The 19,110-nt window shown below is 34.5% G+C and carries 24 protein-coding genes; 13 read left to right on the top strand and 11 right to left on the bottom strand.

What is annotated here, in order from left to right; genetic code table 11:
- The first annotated feature begins 9 nt into the window (after positions 1 to 9).
- The 6 genes from BMY56_RS05210 to BMY56_RS05235 all read left to right on the top strand — a co-directional run bounded on the left by BMY56_RS05210 (position 10) and on the right by BMY56_RS05235 (position 5,395).
- Complete coding sequence (locus tag BMY56_RS05210; protein ID WP_091620852.1) at positions 10 to 1,881, top strand: T9SS type B sorting domain-containing protein; 1,872 nt, start codon at positions 10 to 12, stop codon at positions 1,879 to 1,881.
- A 65-nt stretch (positions 1,882 to 1,946) separates the two neighbouring features.
- Positions 1,947 to 2,825, top strand: a complete 879-nt coding sequence (locus BMY56_RS05215) for a cell division protein FtsX (RefSeq protein ID WP_091620855.1) — start codon at positions 1,947 to 1,949, stop codon at positions 2,823 to 2,825.
- Between the two features lie 9 nt (positions 2,826 to 2,834).
- Complete coding sequence (locus tag BMY56_RS05220) at positions 2,835 to 3,095, top strand: DUF3098 domain-containing protein (protein WP_091620857.1); 261 nt, start codon at positions 2,835 to 2,837, stop codon at positions 3,093 to 3,095.
- Positions 3,096 to 3,101: 6 nt separating this feature from the next.
- A complete protein-coding gene (locus tag BMY56_RS05225; RefSeq protein WP_091620860.1) occupies positions 3,102 to 3,896 on the top strand; it encodes an undecaprenyl-diphosphate phosphatase in 795 nt (264 codons plus the stop codon).
- Complete coding sequence (truB, locus tag BMY56_RS05230; protein ID WP_091620863.1) at positions 3,897 to 4,601, top strand: tRNA pseudouridine(55) synthase TruB; 705 nt, start codon at positions 3,897 to 3,899, stop codon at positions 4,599 to 4,601.
- Between the two features lie 65 nt (positions 4,602 to 4,666).
- Positions 4,667 to 5,395, top strand: coding sequence for a hypothetical protein (locus tag BMY56_RS05235; RefSeq protein WP_091620866.1), 729 nt, complete (start codon positions 4,667 to 4,669; stop codon positions 5,393 to 5,395).
- Here BMY56_RS05235 and BMY56_RS05240 read toward each other — a convergent pair.
- The 6 genes from BMY56_RS05240 to BMY56_RS05265 all read right to left on the bottom strand — a co-directional run bounded on the left by BMY56_RS05240 (position 5,378) and on the right by BMY56_RS05265 (position 12,050).
- A complete protein-coding gene (locus BMY56_RS05240; protein WP_091620869.1) occupies positions 5,378 to 5,974 on the bottom strand; it encodes a thioredoxin family protein in 597 nt (198 codons plus the stop codon). The genes BMY56_RS05235 and BMY56_RS05240 overlap by 18 nt on opposite strands.
- 64 nt (positions 5,975 to 6,038) lie before the next feature.
- Entirely contained in the window at positions 6,039 to 6,917 is an 879-nt protein-coding gene (locus BMY56_RS05245) for a YitT family protein (RefSeq protein ID WP_091620871.1), read from the bottom strand.
- Positions 6,918 to 6,937: 20 nt separating this feature from the next.
- Positions 6,938 to 8,341, bottom strand: coding sequence for a TolC family protein (locus BMY56_RS05250; RefSeq protein ID WP_091620874.1), 1,404 nt, complete (start codon positions 8,339 to 8,341; stop codon positions 6,938 to 6,940).
- Positions 8,342 to 8,343: 2 nt separating this feature from the next.
- Positions 8,344 to 9,696, bottom strand: a complete 1,353-nt coding sequence (locus BMY56_RS05255; RefSeq protein WP_091620877.1) for an HlyD family secretion protein — start codon at positions 9,694 to 9,696, stop codon at positions 8,344 to 8,346.
- Positions 9,689 to 11,371 (bottom strand): peptidase domain-containing ABC transporter, encoded by a 1,683-nt coding sequence (locus tag BMY56_RS05260; RefSeq protein WP_091620880.1) that lies wholly within the window; start codon positions 11,369 to 11,371, stop codon positions 9,689 to 9,691. Before BMY56_RS05260 ends, BMY56_RS05255 begins: the two co-directional genes overlap by 8 nt.
- On the bottom strand, positions 11,364 to 12,050 hold the full coding sequence (locus BMY56_RS05265) for a TetR/AcrR family transcriptional regulator (protein WP_091620883.1): 687 nt from the start codon (positions 12,048 to 12,050) through the stop codon (positions 11,364 to 11,366). Before BMY56_RS05265 ends, BMY56_RS05260 begins: the two co-directional genes overlap by 8 nt.
- A 227-nt stretch (positions 12,051 to 12,277) precedes the next feature.
- Here BMY56_RS05265 and BMY56_RS05270 point away from each other — a divergent pair, with 227 nt between their 5' ends.
- Both BMY56_RS05270 and cutA read left to right on the top strand, forming a co-directional pair.
- Entirely contained in the window at positions 12,278 to 12,640 is a 363-nt protein-coding gene (locus tag BMY56_RS05270; protein WP_091620885.1) for a hypothetical protein, read from the top strand.
- Between the two features lie 139 nt (positions 12,641 to 12,779).
- Positions 12,780 to 13,097 carry a divalent cation tolerance protein CutA gene (gene cutA / locus BMY56_RS05275; RefSeq protein ID WP_091620888.1) on the top strand — a complete coding sequence of 106 codons (318 nt, stop codon included), beginning with the start codon at positions 12,780 to 12,782 and terminating at the stop codon, positions 13,095 to 13,097.
- 6 nt (positions 13,098 to 13,103) lie between these two features.
- Here the strand turns inward: cutA and BMY56_RS19020 are convergent, their stop codons facing one another.
- The 3 genes from BMY56_RS19020 to BMY56_RS19030 form a co-directional block, all read right to left on the bottom strand.
- Entirely contained in the window at positions 13,104 to 13,385 is a 282-nt protein-coding gene (locus BMY56_RS19020) for a LysR substrate-binding domain-containing protein (RefSeq protein WP_317040592.1), read from the bottom strand.
- The gene (locus tag BMY56_RS19025; protein ID WP_317040593.1) at positions 13,348 to 13,752 is read right to left on the bottom strand and encodes a LysR substrate-binding domain-containing protein; all 405 of its coding nucleotides are present in this window, start codon (positions 13,750 to 13,752) and stop codon (positions 13,348 to 13,350) included. Before BMY56_RS19025 ends, BMY56_RS19020 begins: the two co-directional genes overlap by 38 nt.
- An 81-nt stretch (positions 13,753 to 13,833) precedes the next feature.
- Entirely contained in the window at positions 13,834 to 14,007 is a 174-nt protein-coding gene (locus BMY56_RS19030) for a helix-turn-helix domain-containing protein (protein ID WP_317040598.1), read from the bottom strand.
- 101 nt (positions 14,008 to 14,108) lie between these two features.
- Between BMY56_RS19030 and BMY56_RS05285 the strand changes: the two genes are divergently transcribed.
- From BMY56_RS05285 to BMY56_RS05300, 4 genes are all read left to right on the top strand, one after another.
- Entirely contained in the window at positions 14,109 to 14,423 is a 315-nt protein-coding gene (locus BMY56_RS05285) for a hypothetical protein (RefSeq protein ID WP_091620890.1), read from the top strand.
- Positions 14,424 to 14,504: 81 nt separating this feature from the next.
- Positions 14,505 to 15,467, top strand: a complete 963-nt coding sequence (locus tag BMY56_RS05290; protein ID WP_091620893.1) for a sodium-dependent bicarbonate transport family permease — start codon at positions 14,505 to 14,507, stop codon at positions 15,465 to 15,467.
- 35 nt (positions 15,468 to 15,502) lie between these two features.
- Positions 15,503 to 16,066 (top strand): DNA-3-methyladenine glycosylase I, encoded by a 564-nt coding sequence (locus tag BMY56_RS05295; RefSeq protein WP_091620895.1) that lies wholly within the window; start codon positions 15,503 to 15,505, stop codon positions 16,064 to 16,066.
- A 23-nt stretch (positions 16,067 to 16,089) separates the two neighbouring features.
- Complete coding sequence (locus tag BMY56_RS05300; RefSeq protein ID WP_245737143.1) at positions 16,090 to 16,677, top strand: hypothetical protein; 588 nt, start codon at positions 16,090 to 16,092, stop codon at positions 16,675 to 16,677.
- Between the two features lie 16 nt (positions 16,678 to 16,693).
- Here BMY56_RS05300 and aat read toward each other — a convergent pair whose 3' ends face one another.
- Both aat and BMY56_RS05310 read right to left on the bottom strand, forming a co-directional pair.
- Positions 16,694 to 17,347 carry a leucyl/phenylalanyl-tRNA--protein transferase gene (gene aat / locus BMY56_RS05305; RefSeq protein WP_091621830.1) on the bottom strand — a complete coding sequence of 218 codons (654 nt, stop codon included), beginning with the start codon at positions 17,345 to 17,347 and terminating at the stop codon, positions 16,694 to 16,696.
- 111 nt (positions 17,348 to 17,458) lie between these two features.
- Entirely contained in the window at positions 17,459 to 17,833 is a 375-nt protein-coding gene (locus BMY56_RS05310; protein WP_079511227.1) for a DUF3127 domain-containing protein, read from the bottom strand.
- A gap of 126 nt (positions 17,834 to 17,959) precedes the next feature.
- On the opposite strand from BMY56_RS05310, the gene BMY56_RS05315 reads away from it, so the two are divergent.
- Complete coding sequence (locus BMY56_RS05315; protein WP_091620898.1) at positions 17,960 to 19,108, top strand: sensor histidine kinase; 1,149 nt, start codon at positions 17,960 to 17,962, stop codon at positions 19,106 to 19,108.
- The last annotated feature ends 2 nt before the right edge of the window (positions 19,109 to 19,110 follow it).

The following is a 19,110-nucleotide window of genomic DNA, read 5'->3' on the forward strand; positions in this document are numbered from 1 at the left end:
GTGAAAATTATGCATCCCAAATCATTCTACTTTTGCTTATTGGTACTCTGCATCGGTTCTACAGAACTTTCTGCACAACTAGGCTTTTGTGGAGGAAATTCTGGCGACCCTATTTTTACCGAAGATTTTGGCTCAGGAACTATAGACGGCCCTGCTTTACCAGCAGGCACTACAACATATAATTTCACCACAGGTACACCTAATGACGGCTCTTACACTATTTCAAGCACCACCAACTACTTCGATTGGCTTTCCATACAAGACCATACACCGGGCGATACTAATGGCAAATCTTTTATTGTAAATGCAAGTTTTACCGCTGGTGAATTTTATCAAAGAGAGGTTACAAGTTTATGTGAAAATACCTCTTATGAATTTTCATCATGGCTCATTAACCTGCAAGCTGCAGGTGGTTGTGAAGGCAATAGTATACCTGTAAATGTCCGTTTTCAAATTTGGGATGAAACGAACACTACCCTATTGGCCCAAGGAGATACAGGAAGTATTGTAGCAAACTCTAGTACCGAATGGCAACAATACGCTCTAGTTTTTAAAACAGAACCCGGCCAAACCTCGGTCATTTTAAAAATGAGAAACAATAGTAATGGTGGTTGCGGAAACGACCTCGCTATTGACGATATCGTTTTTAAATCTTGCGGAGACAATGTAACTGTTTCAACAAATACAAACGAACAAAGACTAGTAGTTTGCGAAGACCAAGGTGGGGTATCTAGAACTATTATAGCAACACCAGATTTTTCTATTTTCAATACCCACGCATACCAATGGCAGCAAAGTACAAACCAACAAATCTGGACCGACATAACAGGAGAAAACAACAATACCCTTTCTACACCTGCTGTAACTGCGACTACTTACTTTAGAGTTAAAACTGCCGAAGACCCCATAAATGTCAACAACGACTTATGTAATGTTGTTTCTGATGTTTTTGATATTATCGTATTACCTATTCCTGCTGCACCAACCAGCAGCGGAGATGTTACCGTTTGTGAGGGCGAAATAGGTATACTTTCTGTCTCTACACAAAACACGTATACCGTTAATTGGTATGATGCCGATACAGGAGGTAATCTAATATTAGCAAATAATCAGAATCTTGAAACCACTAGTGCCGGTATGTATTATGCCGAAACCAATTCTACTGAAATAGAATGTGCCTCTACAACAAGAACTCCCGTCACCCTTACAGTAAACCCGCTACCCGAAGTACCCGATGACACTTTTGCTTTTTTGTGTGAAGACTCATTCATTACCCTTGATGCAGAAGTCGAAAATGTCACTTATTTATGGAATACGGGGGAAACAACTCGACTTATTGATGTTTCAGCTCCTGGTGAATATTCCGTTGTTGTCACCAATATTAATGGGTGTTCGGATAGTCAAAGTTTCATTGTTGAGCAAATAGATTTGCCTAGAATTGAAAGTATAACTTCTGACGGACCGTCAATTATTGTTTCCACATCAAATGAGGGGAATTTTCAATATTCTTTAGATGGAAACATGTATCAAAATAGTCCTGTTTTTGAAGCTGTAGAAGGTGGCTTTTATACTATTTACGTTCAAGATAATGCCAATTGCGGTGTAGTAACCCAAGATTTTTTCCACTTGGTAATCCCTAAATTTTTCACTCCGAATGGAGATAGGGTAAACGACCTTTTTACACCCGACGGATTAGAAGTTTTTAGCACTATATCTTTTTCCATTTTTGACCGATACGGTAAGCTACTTAAATTCGGAAACTCAAATTCGTCTTCTTGGGATGGTTTTTTTCAAGGAAACCAGATGCCTTCAGATGATTATTGGTTTGTAATTGAGGCAGACACCACACAATTTAAAGGTCACTTTAGCCTTAAACGATAACGGGATGAAATTTTAAGTCCCATTTAACTTTACTTTGCTATTTTTACTGCACTTTTAAGTGCTATATGGCTAACTCTTTTGAAAATTATCAGCGACGCAAACTCATCTCATCCTATTTTTCAGTGGTATTGAGTATTGCCTTGGTTTTATTCCTATTAGGAATTTTAGGTCTATTGGTGTTGAATACCAAAAAAATGGCTGATCGATCCAAAGAACAGATTACTATTTCTGTCTTTTTAAAGGATAACACCAAAGAAATCGAAATAGAACAATTACAAAAGACACTCGCTATGTCTGAATATACCAAATCATCTATTTATGTTTCTAAAGAAGAAGCAGCCAAGCAACATAGCGAAGAAATAGGAGAAGATTTTGTAGATTATTTAGGATATAATCCGCTTAAAAACTCTATTGACGTAAAATTGAATGCAGATTTCGTTACCGCGGAAAAGGTAGAAGAAATTGCGGCTACACTTTCAGAAAAAGGATTCGTTGATGAGGTAAGTTATGATAAAGTGTTAGTGAGCATGGTTGCTAAAAGTGTGGAAACCATTGGCTTTTGGATTTTAGTTGCCAGTGCCATATTCACTTTTATTGCCGTTTTATTGATTAACAGCTCTATTCGACTTTCAATATACTCCAAACGATTTATTATTAAAACCATGCAAATGGTAGGAGCGACCAAAACCTTTATTAGAAAACCATTTATATTGCAAAATATAAAATTGGGAATGATCGGGGCAGCAATAGCATTATTAGCCATTAGTGGTGTGGTTTATTACGTAAATACTAATTTTCAAGATTTAGGGCTGTTTGATGAGCCTTATATTCTTGTAATCTTATTTGTAAGCGTTTTTCTATTGGGCATACTTATTTCGTTCATTAGCACCTATTTTGCTACCCAACGCTTTCTAAATCTTAGAACCGACGAATTATATTATTAAATTTGCGCCATGAGTAAAAACAATAAAGCAGAACAGCAAACCAAGCAAGAGTTTATTTTTCAGAAGAAGAATTATACGTTCATGTTCATAGGACTTGCCTTTATCGCCTTAGGTTTTATATTAATGAGCGGGGGTGGTAGTGACGATCCTAATGTTTTTAACCCCGAAATTTACAACTTTAGAAGAATTCGATTAGCACCTACCTTGGTACTAATAGGGCTAGGAATTGAAATCTATGCCATTTTATTAAACCCACACTCAAAAAAATAAGTTCATTTGAATATACTTGAAGCAATAGTGCTTGCCATAATTGAGGGCATTACTGAATATTTACCGGTGTCATCAACTGGCCACATGATCATCACTTCCTCGTTTTTCGGAATTGCACAGGAAGATTTCACCAAACTTTTCACAATCGTTATTCAATTGGGTACTATATTATCTGTAGTAGTCCTTTATTTCAAACGCTTTTTTCAAAGCATCGATTTTTACTTAAAATTATTGGTAGCCTTTATTCCTGCAGTAATTTTGGGATTATTGCTAAGTGATTTTATTGACTCCCTACTTGAGAATCCTATTACCGTAGCGGTGTCTCTCGTAATTGGTGGTTTTATTCTTTTAAAAGTTGACGATTGGTTTACTTATGGTGAAGAAGATGAGGTGAAATTAGTTTCTTACAGTACAGCATTAAAAATTGGATTTTTTCAATGTTTAGCCATGATTCCTGGTGTCTCTAGAAGTGGTGCAAGTATTGTTGGCGGTATGTCGCAAAAACTATCCAGAACAGCGGCAGCGGAATTTTCGTTTTTCTTAGCGGTACCTACCATGTTGGGTGCAACTATAAAAAAGAGCTACGATTACTATACAGATGGTTTCACGTTAACTGATGACCAAGTAAACTTACTTATCATAGGTAATGTTGTTGGATTTTTAGTAGCACTATTAGCTATCAAGACCTTTATAGGCTACCTAAGCAAACATGGATTTAAGATGTTCGGTTATTACAGAATTATTATTGGTTTTATTATTCTTGTAATACACTTTTTTATACAACCCCTAACTGTTATTTAAGTGACCAAAGAAGATTTTTTAAATGGTCAGTTATTATTGATCGACAAACCCTTGGGATGGTCATCATTTCAAGCAGTCAATAAATTAAAATGGGCGATTAGAAAGAAGTTCAGTTTAAAGAAATTTAAAATTGGCCATGCAGGAACTCTAGATCCATTAGCAACTGGTTTGTTAGTGATTTGTACAGGTAAATTCACAAAGAAAATTACAGAATATCAAGGTCAAGAGAAAGAATACACAGGTGTATTTACTTTAGGCGCTACCACGCCCTCGTACGACCTAGAAACAGAAATCAACGAAACATTTTCAACTGATCACATCACTCCAGATTTAATTCAAACAACCACTGCTCAATTTATTGGTGAAATAGAACAAGCACCTCCTGTGTTTTCAGCCATAAAAAAAGATGGAAAGCGATTATATGAATTCGCACGCGAAGGTAAGGCTGTCGATATCCCGAAAAGAAAAGTTTCAGTAAGTACTTTTGAAATTACTGAAATCGACAACTTAAATGTTCACTTTAGAATTGCTTGTAGCAAGGGTACGTATATACGTTCTATTGCCAATGATTTTGGGGAAGCCCTTAATTCTGGAGCACATTTAACATCGCTAAGAAGAACCAAAATAGGTGATTTTAACGTAGATATAGCTGAAGACCCTTTGGTCTTTGCAGATACTTTATTAGGGCCTCAAGTAAACGAGTAAACAAATAAAAGTTTACGTTATATCGATTCCCTAAAATATTTTAGTATTATTAAGGTTATATAACCATGAATCTGAATCGACAACAATTATCATTATTAATCACCTTCTTTAGCATGTCTATAGTGGTGTTGATACTTTATGGTATTCAGTTGGGCGGCGAAGAAGTGACCGAAGATGATTATGTGGTTGAAATGGTAATGGATACTGAAATTTTGGAAGAAATTTTAGAGGAAGAAAACGCCAAAGAAGACCAAGCAAACGCTGACCCTATTAAAAGTCATTTAGCATTCAACGAAACTGCAAAACCTAGTTATGGTAATCCTGAACCTTTACAAACTTTAGAAGAGTTGATGGAGGAACGCAGTGAAATGAGCGATGCAGATCCATCGGAAAATGCGATTTCTGACACTGGGTATGCTGAAAGAGTCAAAGCATTGGCAAAAAAGAGAGAAGAAAAGAAACAACTTTTAGGAGAAAAAGAAGCTCAAAAGAAAGAGTTCACTAACAATCTTGCTGCTAGAAGAACTTCAGTATCCTATTCTTTGGTAGATAGAAATAATTACAAATTACCACCTCCGATTTACACTTGTATTGAAGGCGGAAAAGTCGTCATTAATATTGAAGTGAATGCTTTAGGATATGTTACAGAAGCTGATTTCAATGAAAAAAGCTCTGGCACTTCTAATGGATGTCTTGTTGAAAACGCCATTGCCTATGCACTTAAAGCAAGATTCAATTCTTCCGAGAAAGAATCTCAAAAAGGCACTATTACTTACCTATTTCAAGGGAAGTAAGCGCAATATATCTTGCAACACACTTTGCCCTTTATCTTTATTATAAAACACCTGTAAGTCTTGCTTAAATTCTGGAGTTAATGCACCATGCTTATCTTTAAATGACTCAACCATTTGTGTGGCATTAATAGATCTAGGACCCCATGTTGCAACTACAGATTCTTCTTCATTAATTGCAATAAGTTTAGGTATAGACATAGACCCGTTTGTAAGAAATTGATTCATAACTTCTAAATTCTCATCACGAAGAATTAGAGACAATGAGATATTAGGATTTAATTCTGTTATTTTATGCATAACCGGTAATGCCGGAGCTGCATCGCCACACCAACTTTCAGTTAGCACCACCCAATCAATATTTTGTTTTATCGATTTTATTTTAGCAACGGCCTCTTCGCTAAACTTTAAGGTTTTGTCCCACCTTCGCATACGGCTATTATTTAACTGGGTATACTGTGCTAACACTTCTGTTTGTACTGGGCCTGTTGATTCTCCCTTTTCTGACAAATCAGAGACCAATTTTCTATATTCTAGATAGGTATAACTATTTTCTAAACTTTGCTCAATCACTTTATCCATCAATATTACTATTACTGGTTATTCATACTAAACGATGCCATTAGTAGTGCTAAAATTAGATTACTTACAAAGTGCGTTTCTTAATCATGCCACCACGCGTATCGTTAATTTTACCCATTACTACGAAAGCCTTTGGGTCTATTTTATTGATTTCAATATTAAGACGACGAATTTCTAGACGAGTTATCACTGTATATATCACATCATATTCTCTATGTGAACCCTGTTTACCATACCCGCCTTTAGCTTTATATATGGTTAATCCACGACCTAGTTTGTCGATAATCATACGCCTTATTTCTTCGCTAGAGTCTGATATGATGGTTACCCCTGTATATTCTTCAATACCTTCAATAACAAAATCTAAGGTTTTGGATGCAGATAAATAAGTCAGCATAGAATACAAAGCTGTTTCTAAAGACAACATATATGCCGCTGCTGAAAAAACTAAAATATTCACTAATATTATGATATCGCCAATGGTAGTCCCCAATTTACGACTTAGATAAATTGCCAAAACTTCAGTTCCATCAAGCACACTACCTCCTCTAACCGACAATCCTATTCCTGCACCAAGAAAGAAACCACCAAATACAGAAACCAAAAGTTTGTCTTGGGTTACCTCAGGAAATTTCACAAATGCCAGAACCAAGGCGAGACCTAAAATCGCCAAACCAGTTTTCAAAGCAAATATTTTTCCTATCACCCTATACCCTAAAAACACAAAAGGAATATTCACTAAGATTATTAATATGTACAAAGGTATATCTGCAGTTTCGGCTATCAACAGAGAAATACCAGTAGCACCACCATCAATAAAGCTATTAGGAAATAAAAAACTTTCTAAACCAAAAGCAGCGGCAAAAATACCTGTTACAATAAAAAAAGTATCCTTAGCGAGTAACCTATAGTCTACTTGCTCAATTACCTTATGTGGTCGCATACATTATTTCCTTGTACTATTTATAAATTTTCTGGATTGACGGCCAAACTATTGAACAGCTTCGCCTTAGCGGTAAAATATTTGTTCTCTACTTGGTTCTGCTTTAAAACGGCATCTATTAGTTTACTTTCCCTAGAATTAATTAAAAAAAGCGAACTTTCCCCGAAGCTAAATTTTCTCTCCTCAGCAGCCAATAAAGCAGCATAACTAGAAACAATATCATCAATCAGTATATTTTGATTTTCGAAAGAGTCAAGTTCATTATAAATGGCTATTATTTTATTCTGAATCTGAACCTCAGCATTATCTAGCTCGAATTCTGCATCTCTCAATTTCAATTTCGCCAATTTTAAATCTCCTCGTTCCTTTCGAAGAAACAGTGGCAGTTCAAAATTCAGTCCGCCCTTATAGTTCTGGGATTCAAACGAATCAAAACCATCTGGAGAATCAGTGATGAAATTATACTCTACGTCTATTCTTGGTAGCAATTTATTGGTCTTTAATCGTTTGTCTACAACCAAGCCATCTATCTTATATCCTAAAGATTTTAACTTAGGATGATTCTCAAGAGAAAAACTATCTAACGGTTTACCTAAAATCTCTAATGATTGATCAATTTCAGCATCTAAGGATAGGTCTGGCACCACATAGGGTTGCAATTCCATTGGAATATTGTCGCCCATCCATAGATAGTTGGAAAGATCTAACCGAGCATTCTGCAAGGTTACTTTAGCCTGCTCCATTTCTAATGCTCTATTCTGTACCGCTATCTTCGCTTCTACCGTATCAATAGCAGCAACTTCACCTGCCGCAGCACTACGGCCAACACCCTTAAGCCTTACTTTCGCATTTTTCAAAAAATCATTGAAAACCTGACTATTGCGATACGCTTGTAGCCAATTAAAGTAGGCTAAAGAAGCATCGAACAATATCTGATTTACCAATAGATCCCTATCGGCCTTAGATTGTTCCCTGAAAAATTTAGCTTTTTTTACGGTGGCCATTCGCTCATTCATCCAAGAACCACGACCTAGTGAAAGTGACACACCAGCACTATACAGCCCGTCATCAGGCACATTACGCTCAGCATTTACATATTCACCCGAGTATTGCTCAAAATTTCCTTTAAATTCAATACCATACCATGTTGGTATTTTAAAAGTTGTGTTGAGTAAATCGTAATATTCTGTTCCCTTAAATTCTTTGGTGGAATAATCGACTGCAACTTTTGGGTCAAAACCACCTCTTGCCCTCATAAGGTTTGCTTGACCTACACTCAAAACCATCTCAGCTTGTTTGGCTATAGGATGATACTTTTTCACATACCCCAAATACTCCCGAAAATTCAATTGAATAGAATCGGTGTTTTGAGCACTGGTTAATAAACCAACAGAAAAACAAAACAGAAAAATAGTTTTTCGCATCTTTATTGCTTTACAGGTTTACCTTGAGCACCTTCTGGTTGGTAATAATTAGGGGGAAAGCCATTTAACTGCCTCCATAACTCGTACCAAATTGGCACATCTTCCAATAACGCAATGGTATTGGCGCCAGAGCCTACACGCAGCGCACTGGGCCACGGCTGGTCTTTTTGATCTGGTGATAATAAAACTCTATACTTTCCATTCGGATTTATAAACGTTTCAATCGCCACAACCTCACCTGCATAAGTACCATAAGAAACATTTGGCCAACCACTAAATATGATTGCTGGCCAACCATCGAATTGAATTCTTACTTTTTCACCCAAATGTATTAGCGGTAAATCAATCGGACTCACAAAAGTCTCAACTGCCATGTCATAATCTGCTGGCATAATTCCTACTAATGGCGTGCCTTCTTTAAAAGTTTCACCAATACCTGCGGTAATTACCTTATTGATATATCCATTTTGAGGTGCTCTAATATAGTGTAGCTCATTACGCATTTGGTAATTGGTATAGTCATTTTCTAATTTACTTACTTGTGCTTCTGAGTCATACTGATTTGACATTGCCGTAAACTTATCGCTTTGGGCTTTTGAGATTTTATCTGTGTAAGATGCTTGAACACGATTAATTTCTACTTCAGCATTAATAATCTCATTTTTGGCCGCTAGCAATTTATTTTCTTGCGATAGTAATTTAGCCTGCGTTTCTTGAAGCTTTAACCTTTTCTCTTCTACATCAGTCACCGCTTTAAGCCCTTCACTTTCCAATTGTGCGGTTCGCTCATATTGGCGCTCTGCAATTTTAATATTCGTTTTTGCCGCTTCAAAGTCAATACTATCACTCTGAGCTTTCAACTTTGATTGTAATAATTTGTTTTTGGCCTGCTCAAGTTTTAACCTTTTTTCCTTAAAAAGTGCTGCAACCTGATTATCTAATGACTTCACCTTTTCCCCATAAGACACTACTGATGAACTTTTTGACTTCAATTGTTCACCGGTACGCTCTACCAAATTAGGGTCAAAATACTCTGACTTAATTTCTGATATAAACAGAATAGTATCACCCTTTTTAACATAATCGCCTTCTCTAACGAACCATTGCTCTATTCTGCCAGGTATTTGAGATTGAATCGTTTGTGGTCGTTGCCCTGGAGTTAAAGTAGTCAAGAACCCTCTAGAATTGATAGTTTGAGTCCAAGGTAGAAACAGAACAATGACACCTACCACTGCGAAAGCGAATAAAAAGCGATTAAAATGTTTGTAATGCCTTTTGTGGTCAACTTTTTGAACGGATTTAAAACGCTCTAAAGAAACTTTTTCATTCAGTTTTTTATGAGATATATTAAGCATCTTTCCCCTTTATTTCGTTTACAATTCTTCCTTTATCCATCGTAATGATTCTCGAACACTTTTTAATCCATTTATCACTTTCACTCACAACCAAAAGGGCCCACCCGTTAGATGAATCACTTAAGAAATTTAAAATTCTGTCAGCTTCTTCAGTATTAAATTGATCTAATGGATCCTTTAAAATAAGTAGTTTAGGCTTTCTTACAATACTTCTTGCCAATACAATTTTCTTAGAAATGGTATAAGGTATTTGTTTCCCCTCAGGATAAAGAACCGTATTCAATCCATCTGGTTGTTTTTTAACAAACTCAGTAAGCCCTACTTTATCAAGCGCCCAATATACCTGCTCATTTGTGGTGTTCTTATCCCCAAAAGTTATGTTGTCTAAAATTGTGCCTTCAAAAGGTGATTCTTCGGGCAAAGACTGACCTAAATGAGAACGGTAATAGTTTAAATTCATCCCTTTTAACGAAACCCCATTCACATAAACTCCACCACTGTCTGGCTCCAAAATTCCTGCAATGATTCTTAATAAGGTGTTTTTGCCAGAACCACTCTTTCCTCTTAATAAAATGGTGCAATTTGGCGTAATCGTCAAATCAAGATTTGAAATAATTAGTCTTTTCGGTTGCGGAACACTATAAGAAACATCACTTAACTCAATTGTAAAAGGTTGGTTTTCAATGAATGGTTTTTCTCCTTCTTGTGGCTCTAATTCCTTATCGACCACTTGACCCATTTTCTCTAATGATGTCAATAAATCATAAAAAGTCTCTAAACCTAGAATTAATTTTTCTACAGAATTTATGACCAATAGAATGATAATTTCTGCCGCCACAAACTGCCCGATATTCATCTCTTGATTCAAAACCAATAACCCACCTATCAACAAAAGTCCGCCAGTAACTAAGACTTTAAAGCCGATCATTTGAATAAACTGAAGTACTAAAACATTAAAATGACTTTCTCTGGCATTTAAGTATTCAACGACCAACGCATCATTTTTATCTAATGCATGAGATGTTTTCCCGGAAAGCTTAAAACTAACTATTGATCGTGCCACCTCCTGTATCCAATGCGCTACTTTGTATTTGCTTTTAGATTCATCTAAGCTCGTATCTAAACCTCTTTGCGCTGTAAACTTGAATACCACATATATCAATAAGAGTAAGAGAATACCGTATACGATGAAAAAAGGATGGTAAAATGACAGCAACAATAACCCGAATACAATTTGCAATAAAGCAGCAGGAAAATCTATCAAAACCTTTGATAATGATTTTTGTATAGTCAACGTATCAAAAAATCTATTTGCCAATTCTGGCGGATAATAGTTATGAAGTTCACTCATCTTAATTTTAGGGAACCTGTACGCAAATTCAAATGAAGATCTGGTAAATATCTTTTGCTGAACATTTTCGATAATCCTAATCTGCATTAACTGAAGTATCCCCACAAAGGCAACCCCTATCGTTACAAGTATTACAAGAACAATCCAAGAAGTACTTATTTGAGCACCTTGCATTAAATTTATAATTGCTTGTATACCTAACGGAAGCGACAGGTTTACAACGCCCGCAAAAATGGCGTAATAAAAAACTTGAAAAACGTCTCTTTTATCAAGCTTCAGTAACCCTATGAAACGTTGCCATGATGTTAATATATTTTTAGCCATTAAAATTCTGATTTAAAGTATTAAACACAAGATCGGTTAAATATTCCGTTGGTGTCACCTTATCATTACAATCTGTAATGGAGATGAAATGATCCTTTAAAAAATGCTGATGTAGAGCACCTTCTAAAATAGTACTTGCCAAACTGGAAGGATATTTATAATCTGAATTTACTTCTATTATCATATCACGCAGTCTACCTACCATTCTTTTATAAATAACAAAATACCCTTCTTTGTTTTCAGCATCCACCTCTTTGGTCAAATAGGATTTCGAGTATTCGTTTATAACAATTTTATTCAATAAAATTTCATTAATGTGCGAGAAAGCTGAATCTTCTTTAACTTCTCGGGTAATAATCTGCACAGCTTTCAGTAATTTTTCTTTCGGCTGAGCGATACTGTTTGTTGCAAAAACCAAATAATATTCCATCCAACCCCAATACCAAGAGGTTAAGTACAACAGTAGTTTGTGTTTATTTTCAAAATAACGGTAGATAGAACTTTCATTCGAACCAATTTCATTGCCTAGCTTCTTGAAAGTGAAATTTTCCCAACCCATTTCATTAATCATCAAAATACTGACTCTCACAATATTCTTACCCAATTCAGAAGAAACAGGATCTTTAACAAATAGCTTGTCGTTGATTTTAATAGTTACACCCTGTAATAATCTATCCATGTTTAAATAAATTTAAATCCATTACAAATATAATAGCATTACTATTAACTAATAATAGTTTAACATTATTTAACGAAAGTATTGCTTTCTTATTTTAGATTTTTTGCTATTTTAGATCTAATCAGAAAAATATCTGATGCTTATATTTCTGTATTTGATAAAAAACACATTAATGAAATATATGTTTCAAATGATGAAAACAACGTTTAACCCTTAAATGAAGTATTATGAAGTATACAATTGTACTGCTTGCTTTTTTAATGTTCTCATATAGCAGTTTTAGCCAAAACGAGGTCAGTGATTTGAAACCAGGCGATGTATTAATTATAAGTAAAGATTCAAACACTCCATTTCAATATCTCTATTTTCCAAAGCCCAATTTTATAATTAAACGCGGTTCCATTGCCAATTACAAAGGCCTAAATGGAATGCGTGTACAAATTGAAGCAATATCAGACGAATCTGTTGCTAGACTGATTCCTTTAAATGGTAAAAAATTTTTTAATATATTTTCTTACGTGAATGCCGACTTAAAAAGCGCGTTGAACAATAAGGAGCTTAAGCAATTAAACTCTGGTCAAAAATCTTGACGTAATAAATCAATAAAAATTGATGAAAATCCTAAATGGCACTTTTTATTACAGACCAGTTAGGATTTTTTTTGCTAATTAATCAACACTGAAATAACATTAACGGATACAACTAAAATTGTATCAAAATATTTAAGATATGATATTAGGATATATTACTGTGAAAAATAAAAAGCAAGCCAAGGAGATAGCAAAATTACTTTTGGCCCAAGATCTAATTTATAGTGCAAGTATTTCAACCAAAAAAGTATTTGGCAAAAATTTAAATACGGGTGAAATAGGCTATGAAAAACAAACAATCGTAGAAGGGAAGACGAAAGCTTTATTATTTAGTACTATTAATCAAATTCTTAGAGTCAATTATCCTGAAAATATGCCAATGCTTTATGCTGTACCAATTATTTATATGGATGCAGAACAGACCCAAACGTTACGTGATCAAACGGCCAAAGTATAGAAATGATCAGTAAGCATCTATCCAATTATCATTTATCATTTGTTCTTTTTCTGATCTTAAATATTCTAAAAAAAGCCTTAGCAGTAGGTGATAATTTTTAGACTTCAACCATATTAAATTCCATTTGGTAATAATTGGCCGTCCTTTAACTGGTATAATTTGAGTGTCATTGTTCATGAGCTCATTTTTCAATCCCATAATAGGCATTATCGAAAATCCTAAACCAGCAATAACCGCCTGCTTTACCGCTTCATAAGAAGTAAGCTCTATTTTTTTTTCGAACGTCAAACTTATTCTTAATTATAAATTGCTCCATTGCAACTCTTGTTGCAGATCCCATTTCTCTATAAATTAATGGTAATTGTTCAAAAAGCTTCTTTTCGCTAAGATTGGCTTTATTCAAACCACGTTTACCTGCAATTAAATAGAGTTTATTCTGCATCAGCTCAACACGTTCAAAATTTAATTTTTTAGGCACCACGGAGACCATTGCAAAATCAACTTTGTTCAACTCCAAACTTTCAATTACCTGAACCTTATTGGTAACGTCTATAATTAAGTCGACACCTTTATTTTGACCTATAAAATTAGATAACATATACGGCATTGCATATTTAGTGGTAGTTACTTTTGAGAATTTTAATTTACCGACCAACTCACCTTTAAAAACAAGGGTCTTATAGTTTATCTCATCTACCTCATTTAATATTTTTTCAGCAGCTAACGCAATTTCTTTTCAGAAATCTGTCACATAAAGTTTTCTACCAACCACCTCGGTAAGCGGAATGGAAAATTGGTCTTGAGAGTTCTTTAACTGTATTGAAATAGCTGGCTGTATTAAATGTAGCTCCTCAGAAGCTTTCGTAATACTTTGGTTTTCAAATATATTTAATTGATGATAAAATATAATTCATTAATTATTTTTATGCTTAACATAATTAATATAAATAAAAATTTATGAATTAAAAATATAAGATTTGTATCAGATTTAAAAATAATAAAAAATATTTTATGAAATCAGCAGTAAAAAATCCAGTTCAAAAAATTAGAACAAAACAAAAGATTCAACTTATTGATGGAGAATTTACCGTCTCAGAAGCCAATGATGTAATTCAATCATTAATTAATGAAAAAATAAATTTTCACAAACTACAACGCTTAGCCATGTGTGAAGGTTTTTCTGGAGCAAACACCAAATTTCCTGATAGTAGAATTACAGAATTAGAAAATGATAAATTGGCAGCAAAACAGTTTTTTAAACAAGCGAAGTCTAAAGGGGTTACTATTAAAATAAATGGTGTTTTAGAAATTTCAATTAACGAATAAAACTTGCGTCTCTAATATTTAAAATTAAGTGAGTTATTAAAACAACCTAATTCTTTATTCTCCTTTATAAGTACCAATTTTATGGATTTAAACTTATTGTTAGATAACCTGACCAACCCTGCGCTGCTCTTTTTCTTTCTAGGTGTAATAGCAGTTCAATTAAAGAGTGACTTAGAAATACCTCCAAATTCATCAAAATTCATTTCTCTGTATTTGATGTTCTCCATTGGGTTTAAAGGTGGATTAGAACTTTCTCACAGCCATTTGGATATAGAAATATTATGGTCTCTATTATTCGGGGTCTTTCTAGCCCTCTTTGTACCCATCTATACTTATTTTGCACTAAGAACAAAATTTAGTGTTGCCAATTCTGGCGCAATAGCGGCTTCATACGGCTCTGTTAGCGCAGTAACATTTGTAACTGCCGTTTCATTCTTAGAAATGGAGCAAATAGAATTTGGCGGACATATGGTTGCAGTTATGGCACTAATGGAAGCTCCCTCAATAATCATTGGTGTATTACTCATGTCATATTTTCAAAAAAATAAGGAAAATAAAATTTCATTACCAAGTGTTTTTAAACATTCTCTCACTAACGGTAGTGTACTATTAATCATAGGAAGCTTAGTTATTGGGTTCTTGGCAAGCGATCAACACGCAAGAGGCATTGAGCCATTTACAACAGACATTTTTAAAGGATTCTTAGCTGTTTTTTTATTGGACATGGGAATTACAAGCGGCAAAAAATTGGCTGATTTCCTTAAAAAAGGCTGGTTTGCATTCTTATTCGCAATAATCATCCCTTTAATAAATGGTAGTGTAGTAGCTATAATAAGCTCTGTATTTACCGAAAGTATCGGTAACCGATTTTTGTTTGCTATACTAGCCGCTAGCGCATCTTATATAGCGGTGCCGGCCGCCATGAGATTGGCCGCTCCCAAAGCGAATCCTAGTTTGTATTTACCAATGGCTCTCGCAATCACTTTTCCCTTTAATATTACCATAGGCATGCCCTTATATTTATATATTGTTAATTTATTTTAATTTGACAGCACAGCAATATATAGTACTTTTAAATCATGGGAAAACATCGCTGTGGTTGGTGCAAAGGTGATTCGCTTTACGAAGCATATCATGACGAAGAATGGGGAGTTCCCGTTAAAAATGATGATTTATTATTTGAATTTTTGGTTTTAGAAACATTTCAAGCAGGATTAAGTTGGATTACCATTTTAAAACGACGTGAGAATTTCAGAAAAGCATTTGATAATTTCGATTACCAAAAAATTGCCAAATACCAAGAACCTAAAATTTTAAAACTATTACAAAACGAAGGTATCATTAGAAATAAATTAAAAGTTCGTGCTACCGTAAGTAATGCTCAAGCATACATTGATGTTCAAAAAGAATTTGGAACGTTTAGTGAATACTTATGGCAATTCGTTAAAGGTGTATCGGTGAAAAACAAAGTTCTCAACTACAAAGAAGCTCCTGCGAATACCCCAACTTCTGATGCAATAAGCAAAGACTTGAAAAAGCGTGGTTTTAAATTTGTTGGAAGTACAATTATATATGCGTTTATGCAGGCCACGGGATTAGTTAATGACCATGAGATAGAATGCTTTAGATACCACGAGGTATAATCATCAATTTAAACCTACTACAATTGAAAAAAATATATGTTAATCTTATTTTGGTTTCAGTTTTTGCATGCGGTCATTTGAGCTTTGCACAATCTACTTATGAACGAGAATTTCGCATTTTAAAATCTCAATTTCCTTCAGCCGCTCATGCTCTTATAGTCGATAATATTATAGGTGCTAAACGTTTAAAATTCTATCAAGAAACCGATAGTAAAAAAGTAAGTTTTAGAGCCAAACTTAAGAAAGATAAGCTGTGGTATAGTATAGAATTCGACAAGGAAGGCTCTTTAGAAAAAATTGAAATATTAATTAATTCCACAGATATCCCGAACGACACGTATTCAAATATTGAACAATATTTGAACAATAATTTCTCTAAATATCGAATTAGAAATCTTCAACAGCAATATTATTCAAATGATAATACTATAGAAGAAATATTTAAAAATGCTTTTCAAAATTTAATTCTACCTTCAATCCTTTATGAAATTGATGTGGTAGGAAAAAAAGAAAAAAGGAATTTAGACTATGAAATTCAATTTGATGCAGATGGTAATTTTAAAAAAATGAGAAGCGCGCTTCCTTCAAATTATGACCATGTTCTTTATTAGTTGAAAAACAGATAACTCACTTTAAAAGTTTTAAAAATTCTTTTCGAGATATTTCTTGTGCTCCTAAACTTTCTAAATGATCTGTGTGTAATTGGCAATCAATAATTTTATATCCCTGTTCTTGTAATTCTTGTGCCAGTTTTATGAAGACGAATTTAGAAGCGTTTGATGTTAAACTAAACATACTTTCTCCACAAAATACATGACCTAAATCTACTCCATAGAGCCCACCCACCAACTTATCTCCTTCCCAGGCTTCATATGATTTAGCTATGCCTTTTTCATGCAATTGTAGATATGCCTTTTTCATTTGCTCTGTTATCCATGTGCCATCTTGACCAGGTCTATCTACTGAAGAACAATATTCTAACACCTCTTTGAAACACGTATTTTTGGTTAACCTGAATCGATTATCTCGAAGCACTTTTCCCATGCTTTTAGATATTTTAATCTGCCTTGGATAAAGAACCATTCTCGGATCAGGACTCCACCATAATATTATGGAATCTTCATTGAACCAAGGGAAAATACCCTGATGATACGCTAATAACAATCGCTCTGGAGAAAGGTCACCACCAACCGCTAAAAGACCATCTGAATTTGCAGTATCCACTGGTGGAAACCCTAATTCATCGGTTAAAAAAAACAATCTGTGTTGAGACTTTTCCATTTTTTTCAAATTAAACAAAAGTTCATAAAAACAAAAAACTTGTTTAACCATTAAAGTCAAACAAGTTTTAAATTATAAAGACAATACGTCTATCTATGATTATCTAGCCCTTTAAAATGGTAAATCGTCATGGTCTTCTTCGTTTAAATCATCTGCTGGCTCAAATGCTTCCATAGGTGGTACCGGTGGCATACCTGCTGGTTGTGCTTGAGATGAACCTTCTATTCGCCATCCTTGAATAGAGTTAAAGTATTTTACCTCTCCTTGAGGGTTGGTCCATTCACGGCCTCTTAGATTAATGCTGACTTTTACATCTTGCCCAACCTTATAAGAATTTAATAAATCGCACTTATCCTGAACAAACTCTACCATAATATGTTGTGGATATTGTTCATCTGTAGTTACTACCAATTCTCTTTTTCTAAACCCATTAGAACCAAAGGTTTGGGTTTCACCGATCAATTTTACTTTACCTTCTATTTCCATCTTGAACTCTTTTTACAATAAAGTTCAAAAATAGGTAAAATGAAGCGGGAATAAAACAACCTGTGCAGATAACAACACAACAATTATTTACATTTTAGGTTATCTTTAGTATTAGACAACTTTTGGATGAACTTTATCCCTAAAAACAAGATTTCCAACATTTTTCTATTGATAGGCTCCTTTGCTGTTGTGAGCCTTATCTTATGGAATACCAATAGTTTTTTTAAACAATTTAAAGAAGAGGAACGTTTAAAAATGGAGATTTGGGCAACCGCACAATCCGAATTTTTACAATCGTCTGAGACCGTAGACTTAGGTAGCCTTCATTTAAAGGTATTTCAAAACAACACCTCTACCCCAATGATCCTTATTAATAAGGATGAAACCATTAGGGTCAATAATTTTCCGCCGAACAAAGCTAAAGATTCCATTTACATACAAAATCAGCTAAAAAAGTTTAAGAACGAGAACACTCCTATTTCCATAGACCAACAAGGGGAACACTTGGCAACACTATACTACGGCAATTCAGAGGTACTGAATAAATTGAAGTTTTATCCTATTGCCTTATTACTTATTATTTTTCTGTTCGCAGCGGTTATTTACTTTCTGTTCAAAACCAATAAGGCAGCCGAGCAGAATAAATTATGGGCAGGTATGGCCAAGGAAACCGCTCATCAAATAGGAACTCCACTATCTTCGCTTTTAGGTTGGAACGAATTATTAAAGACCGAATCAATAAACCCAAGCATCACTAAAGAGATTGAAAAAGACATTGATAGGTTGCAAACAATTACCGAACGATTTTCAAAAATTGGATCGTTGCCTAAACTTGTAGAAAGTGATATTGTTAAAGAAACGCAAGACGCCTTCGACTATCTAAAAAGAAGAAGTTCTAAGCTCATTCATTTTTCATTTAGTTCAAAAGTGAATCAATTACCTGTTTTACTAAATAGCTCTTTGTATAATTGGACCATTGAAAATTTAGTCAAAAACGGAATCGATGCTATGCGCGGCAAGGGCAGTATCGCTATAGAAATTGTACCCGACGGTAAATATGTGAATATCTTAATTGCAGATACGGGACATGGTATTTCTAAGAGCAACTATAATAGTATCTTTACACCTGGTTTCACTTCTAAAAAAAGGGGCTGGGGCCTAGGGCTTTCTTTGGTTAAACGTATTGTTGAAGAATATCATGATGGCAAAATAAAAGTGCTATCATCTGGCAAAGAAGGTACTATTATGCAAATTTCTCTAAAAGTGTCCCACTGATT

The organism is Maribacter orientalis (assembly GCF_900109345.1).
Classification (GTDB): domain Bacteria; phylum Bacteroidota; class Bacteroidia; order Flavobacteriales; family Flavobacteriaceae; genus Maribacter; species Maribacter orientalis.

Coding starts and splice junctions, on each gene's coding strand:
- BMY56_RS05210 (WP_091620852.1), top strand. CDS start 10: ATGCATCCCAAATCATTCTACTTTTGCTTATTGGTACTCTGCATCGGT.
- BMY56_RS05215 (WP_091620855.1), top strand. CDS start 1,947: ATGGCTAACTCTTTTGAAAATTATCAGCGACGCAAACTCATCTCATCC.
- BMY56_RS05220 (WP_091620857.1), top strand. CDS start 2,835: ATGAGTAAAAACAATAAAGCAGAACAGCAAACCAAGCAAGAGTTTATT.
- BMY56_RS05235 (WP_091620866.1), top strand. CDS start 4,667: ATGAATCTGAATCGACAACAATTATCATTATTAATCACCTTCTTTAGC.
- BMY56_RS05240 (WP_091620869.1), bottom strand. CDS start 5,974: ATGGATAAAGTGATTGAGCAAAGTTTAGAAAATAGTTATACCTATCTA.
- BMY56_RS05245 (WP_091620871.1), bottom strand. CDS start 6,917: ATGCGACCACATAAGGTAATTGAGCAAGTAGACTATAGGTTACTCGCT.
- BMY56_RS05250 (WP_091620874.1), bottom strand. CDS start 8,341: ATGCGAAAAACTATTTTTCTGTTTTGTTTTTCTGTTGGTTTATTAACC.
- BMY56_RS05255 (WP_091620877.1), bottom strand. CDS start 9,696: ATGCTTAATATATCTCATAAAAAACTGAATGAAAAAGTTTCTTTAGAG.
- BMY56_RS05260 (WP_091620880.1), bottom strand. CDS start 11,371: ATGGCTAAAAATATATTAACATCATGGCAACGTTTCATAGGGTTACTG.
- BMY56_RS05265 (WP_091620883.1), bottom strand. CDS start 12,050: ATGGATAGATTATTACAGGGTGTAACTATTAAAATCAACGACAAGCTA.
- BMY56_RS05270 (WP_091620885.1), top strand. CDS start 12,278: ATGAAGTATACAATTGTACTGCTTGCTTTTTTAATGTTCTCATATAGC.
- cutA (WP_091620888.1), top strand. CDS start 12,780: ATGATATTAGGATATATTACTGTGAAAAATAAAAAGCAAGCCAAGGAG.
- BMY56_RS05285 (WP_091620890.1), top strand. CDS start 14,109: ATGAAATCAGCAGTAAAAAATCCAGTTCAAAAAATTAGAACAAAACAA.
- BMY56_RS05290 (WP_091620893.1), top strand. CDS start 14,505: ATGGATTTAAACTTATTGTTAGATAACCTGACCAACCCTGCGCTGCTC.
- BMY56_RS05295 (WP_091620895.1), top strand. CDS start 15,503: ATGGGAAAACATCGCTGTGGTTGGTGCAAAGGTGATTCGCTTTACGAA.
- aat (WP_091621830.1), bottom strand. CDS start 17,347: ATGGAAAAGTCTCAACACAGATTGTTTTTTTTAACCGATGAATTAGGG.
- BMY56_RS05310 (WP_079511227.1), bottom strand. CDS start 17,833: ATGGAAATAGAAGGTAAAGTAAAATTGATCGGTGAAACCCAAACCTTT.
- BMY56_RS05315 (WP_091620898.1), top strand. CDS start 17,960: ATGAACTTTATCCCTAAAAACAAGATTTCCAACATTTTTCTATTGATA.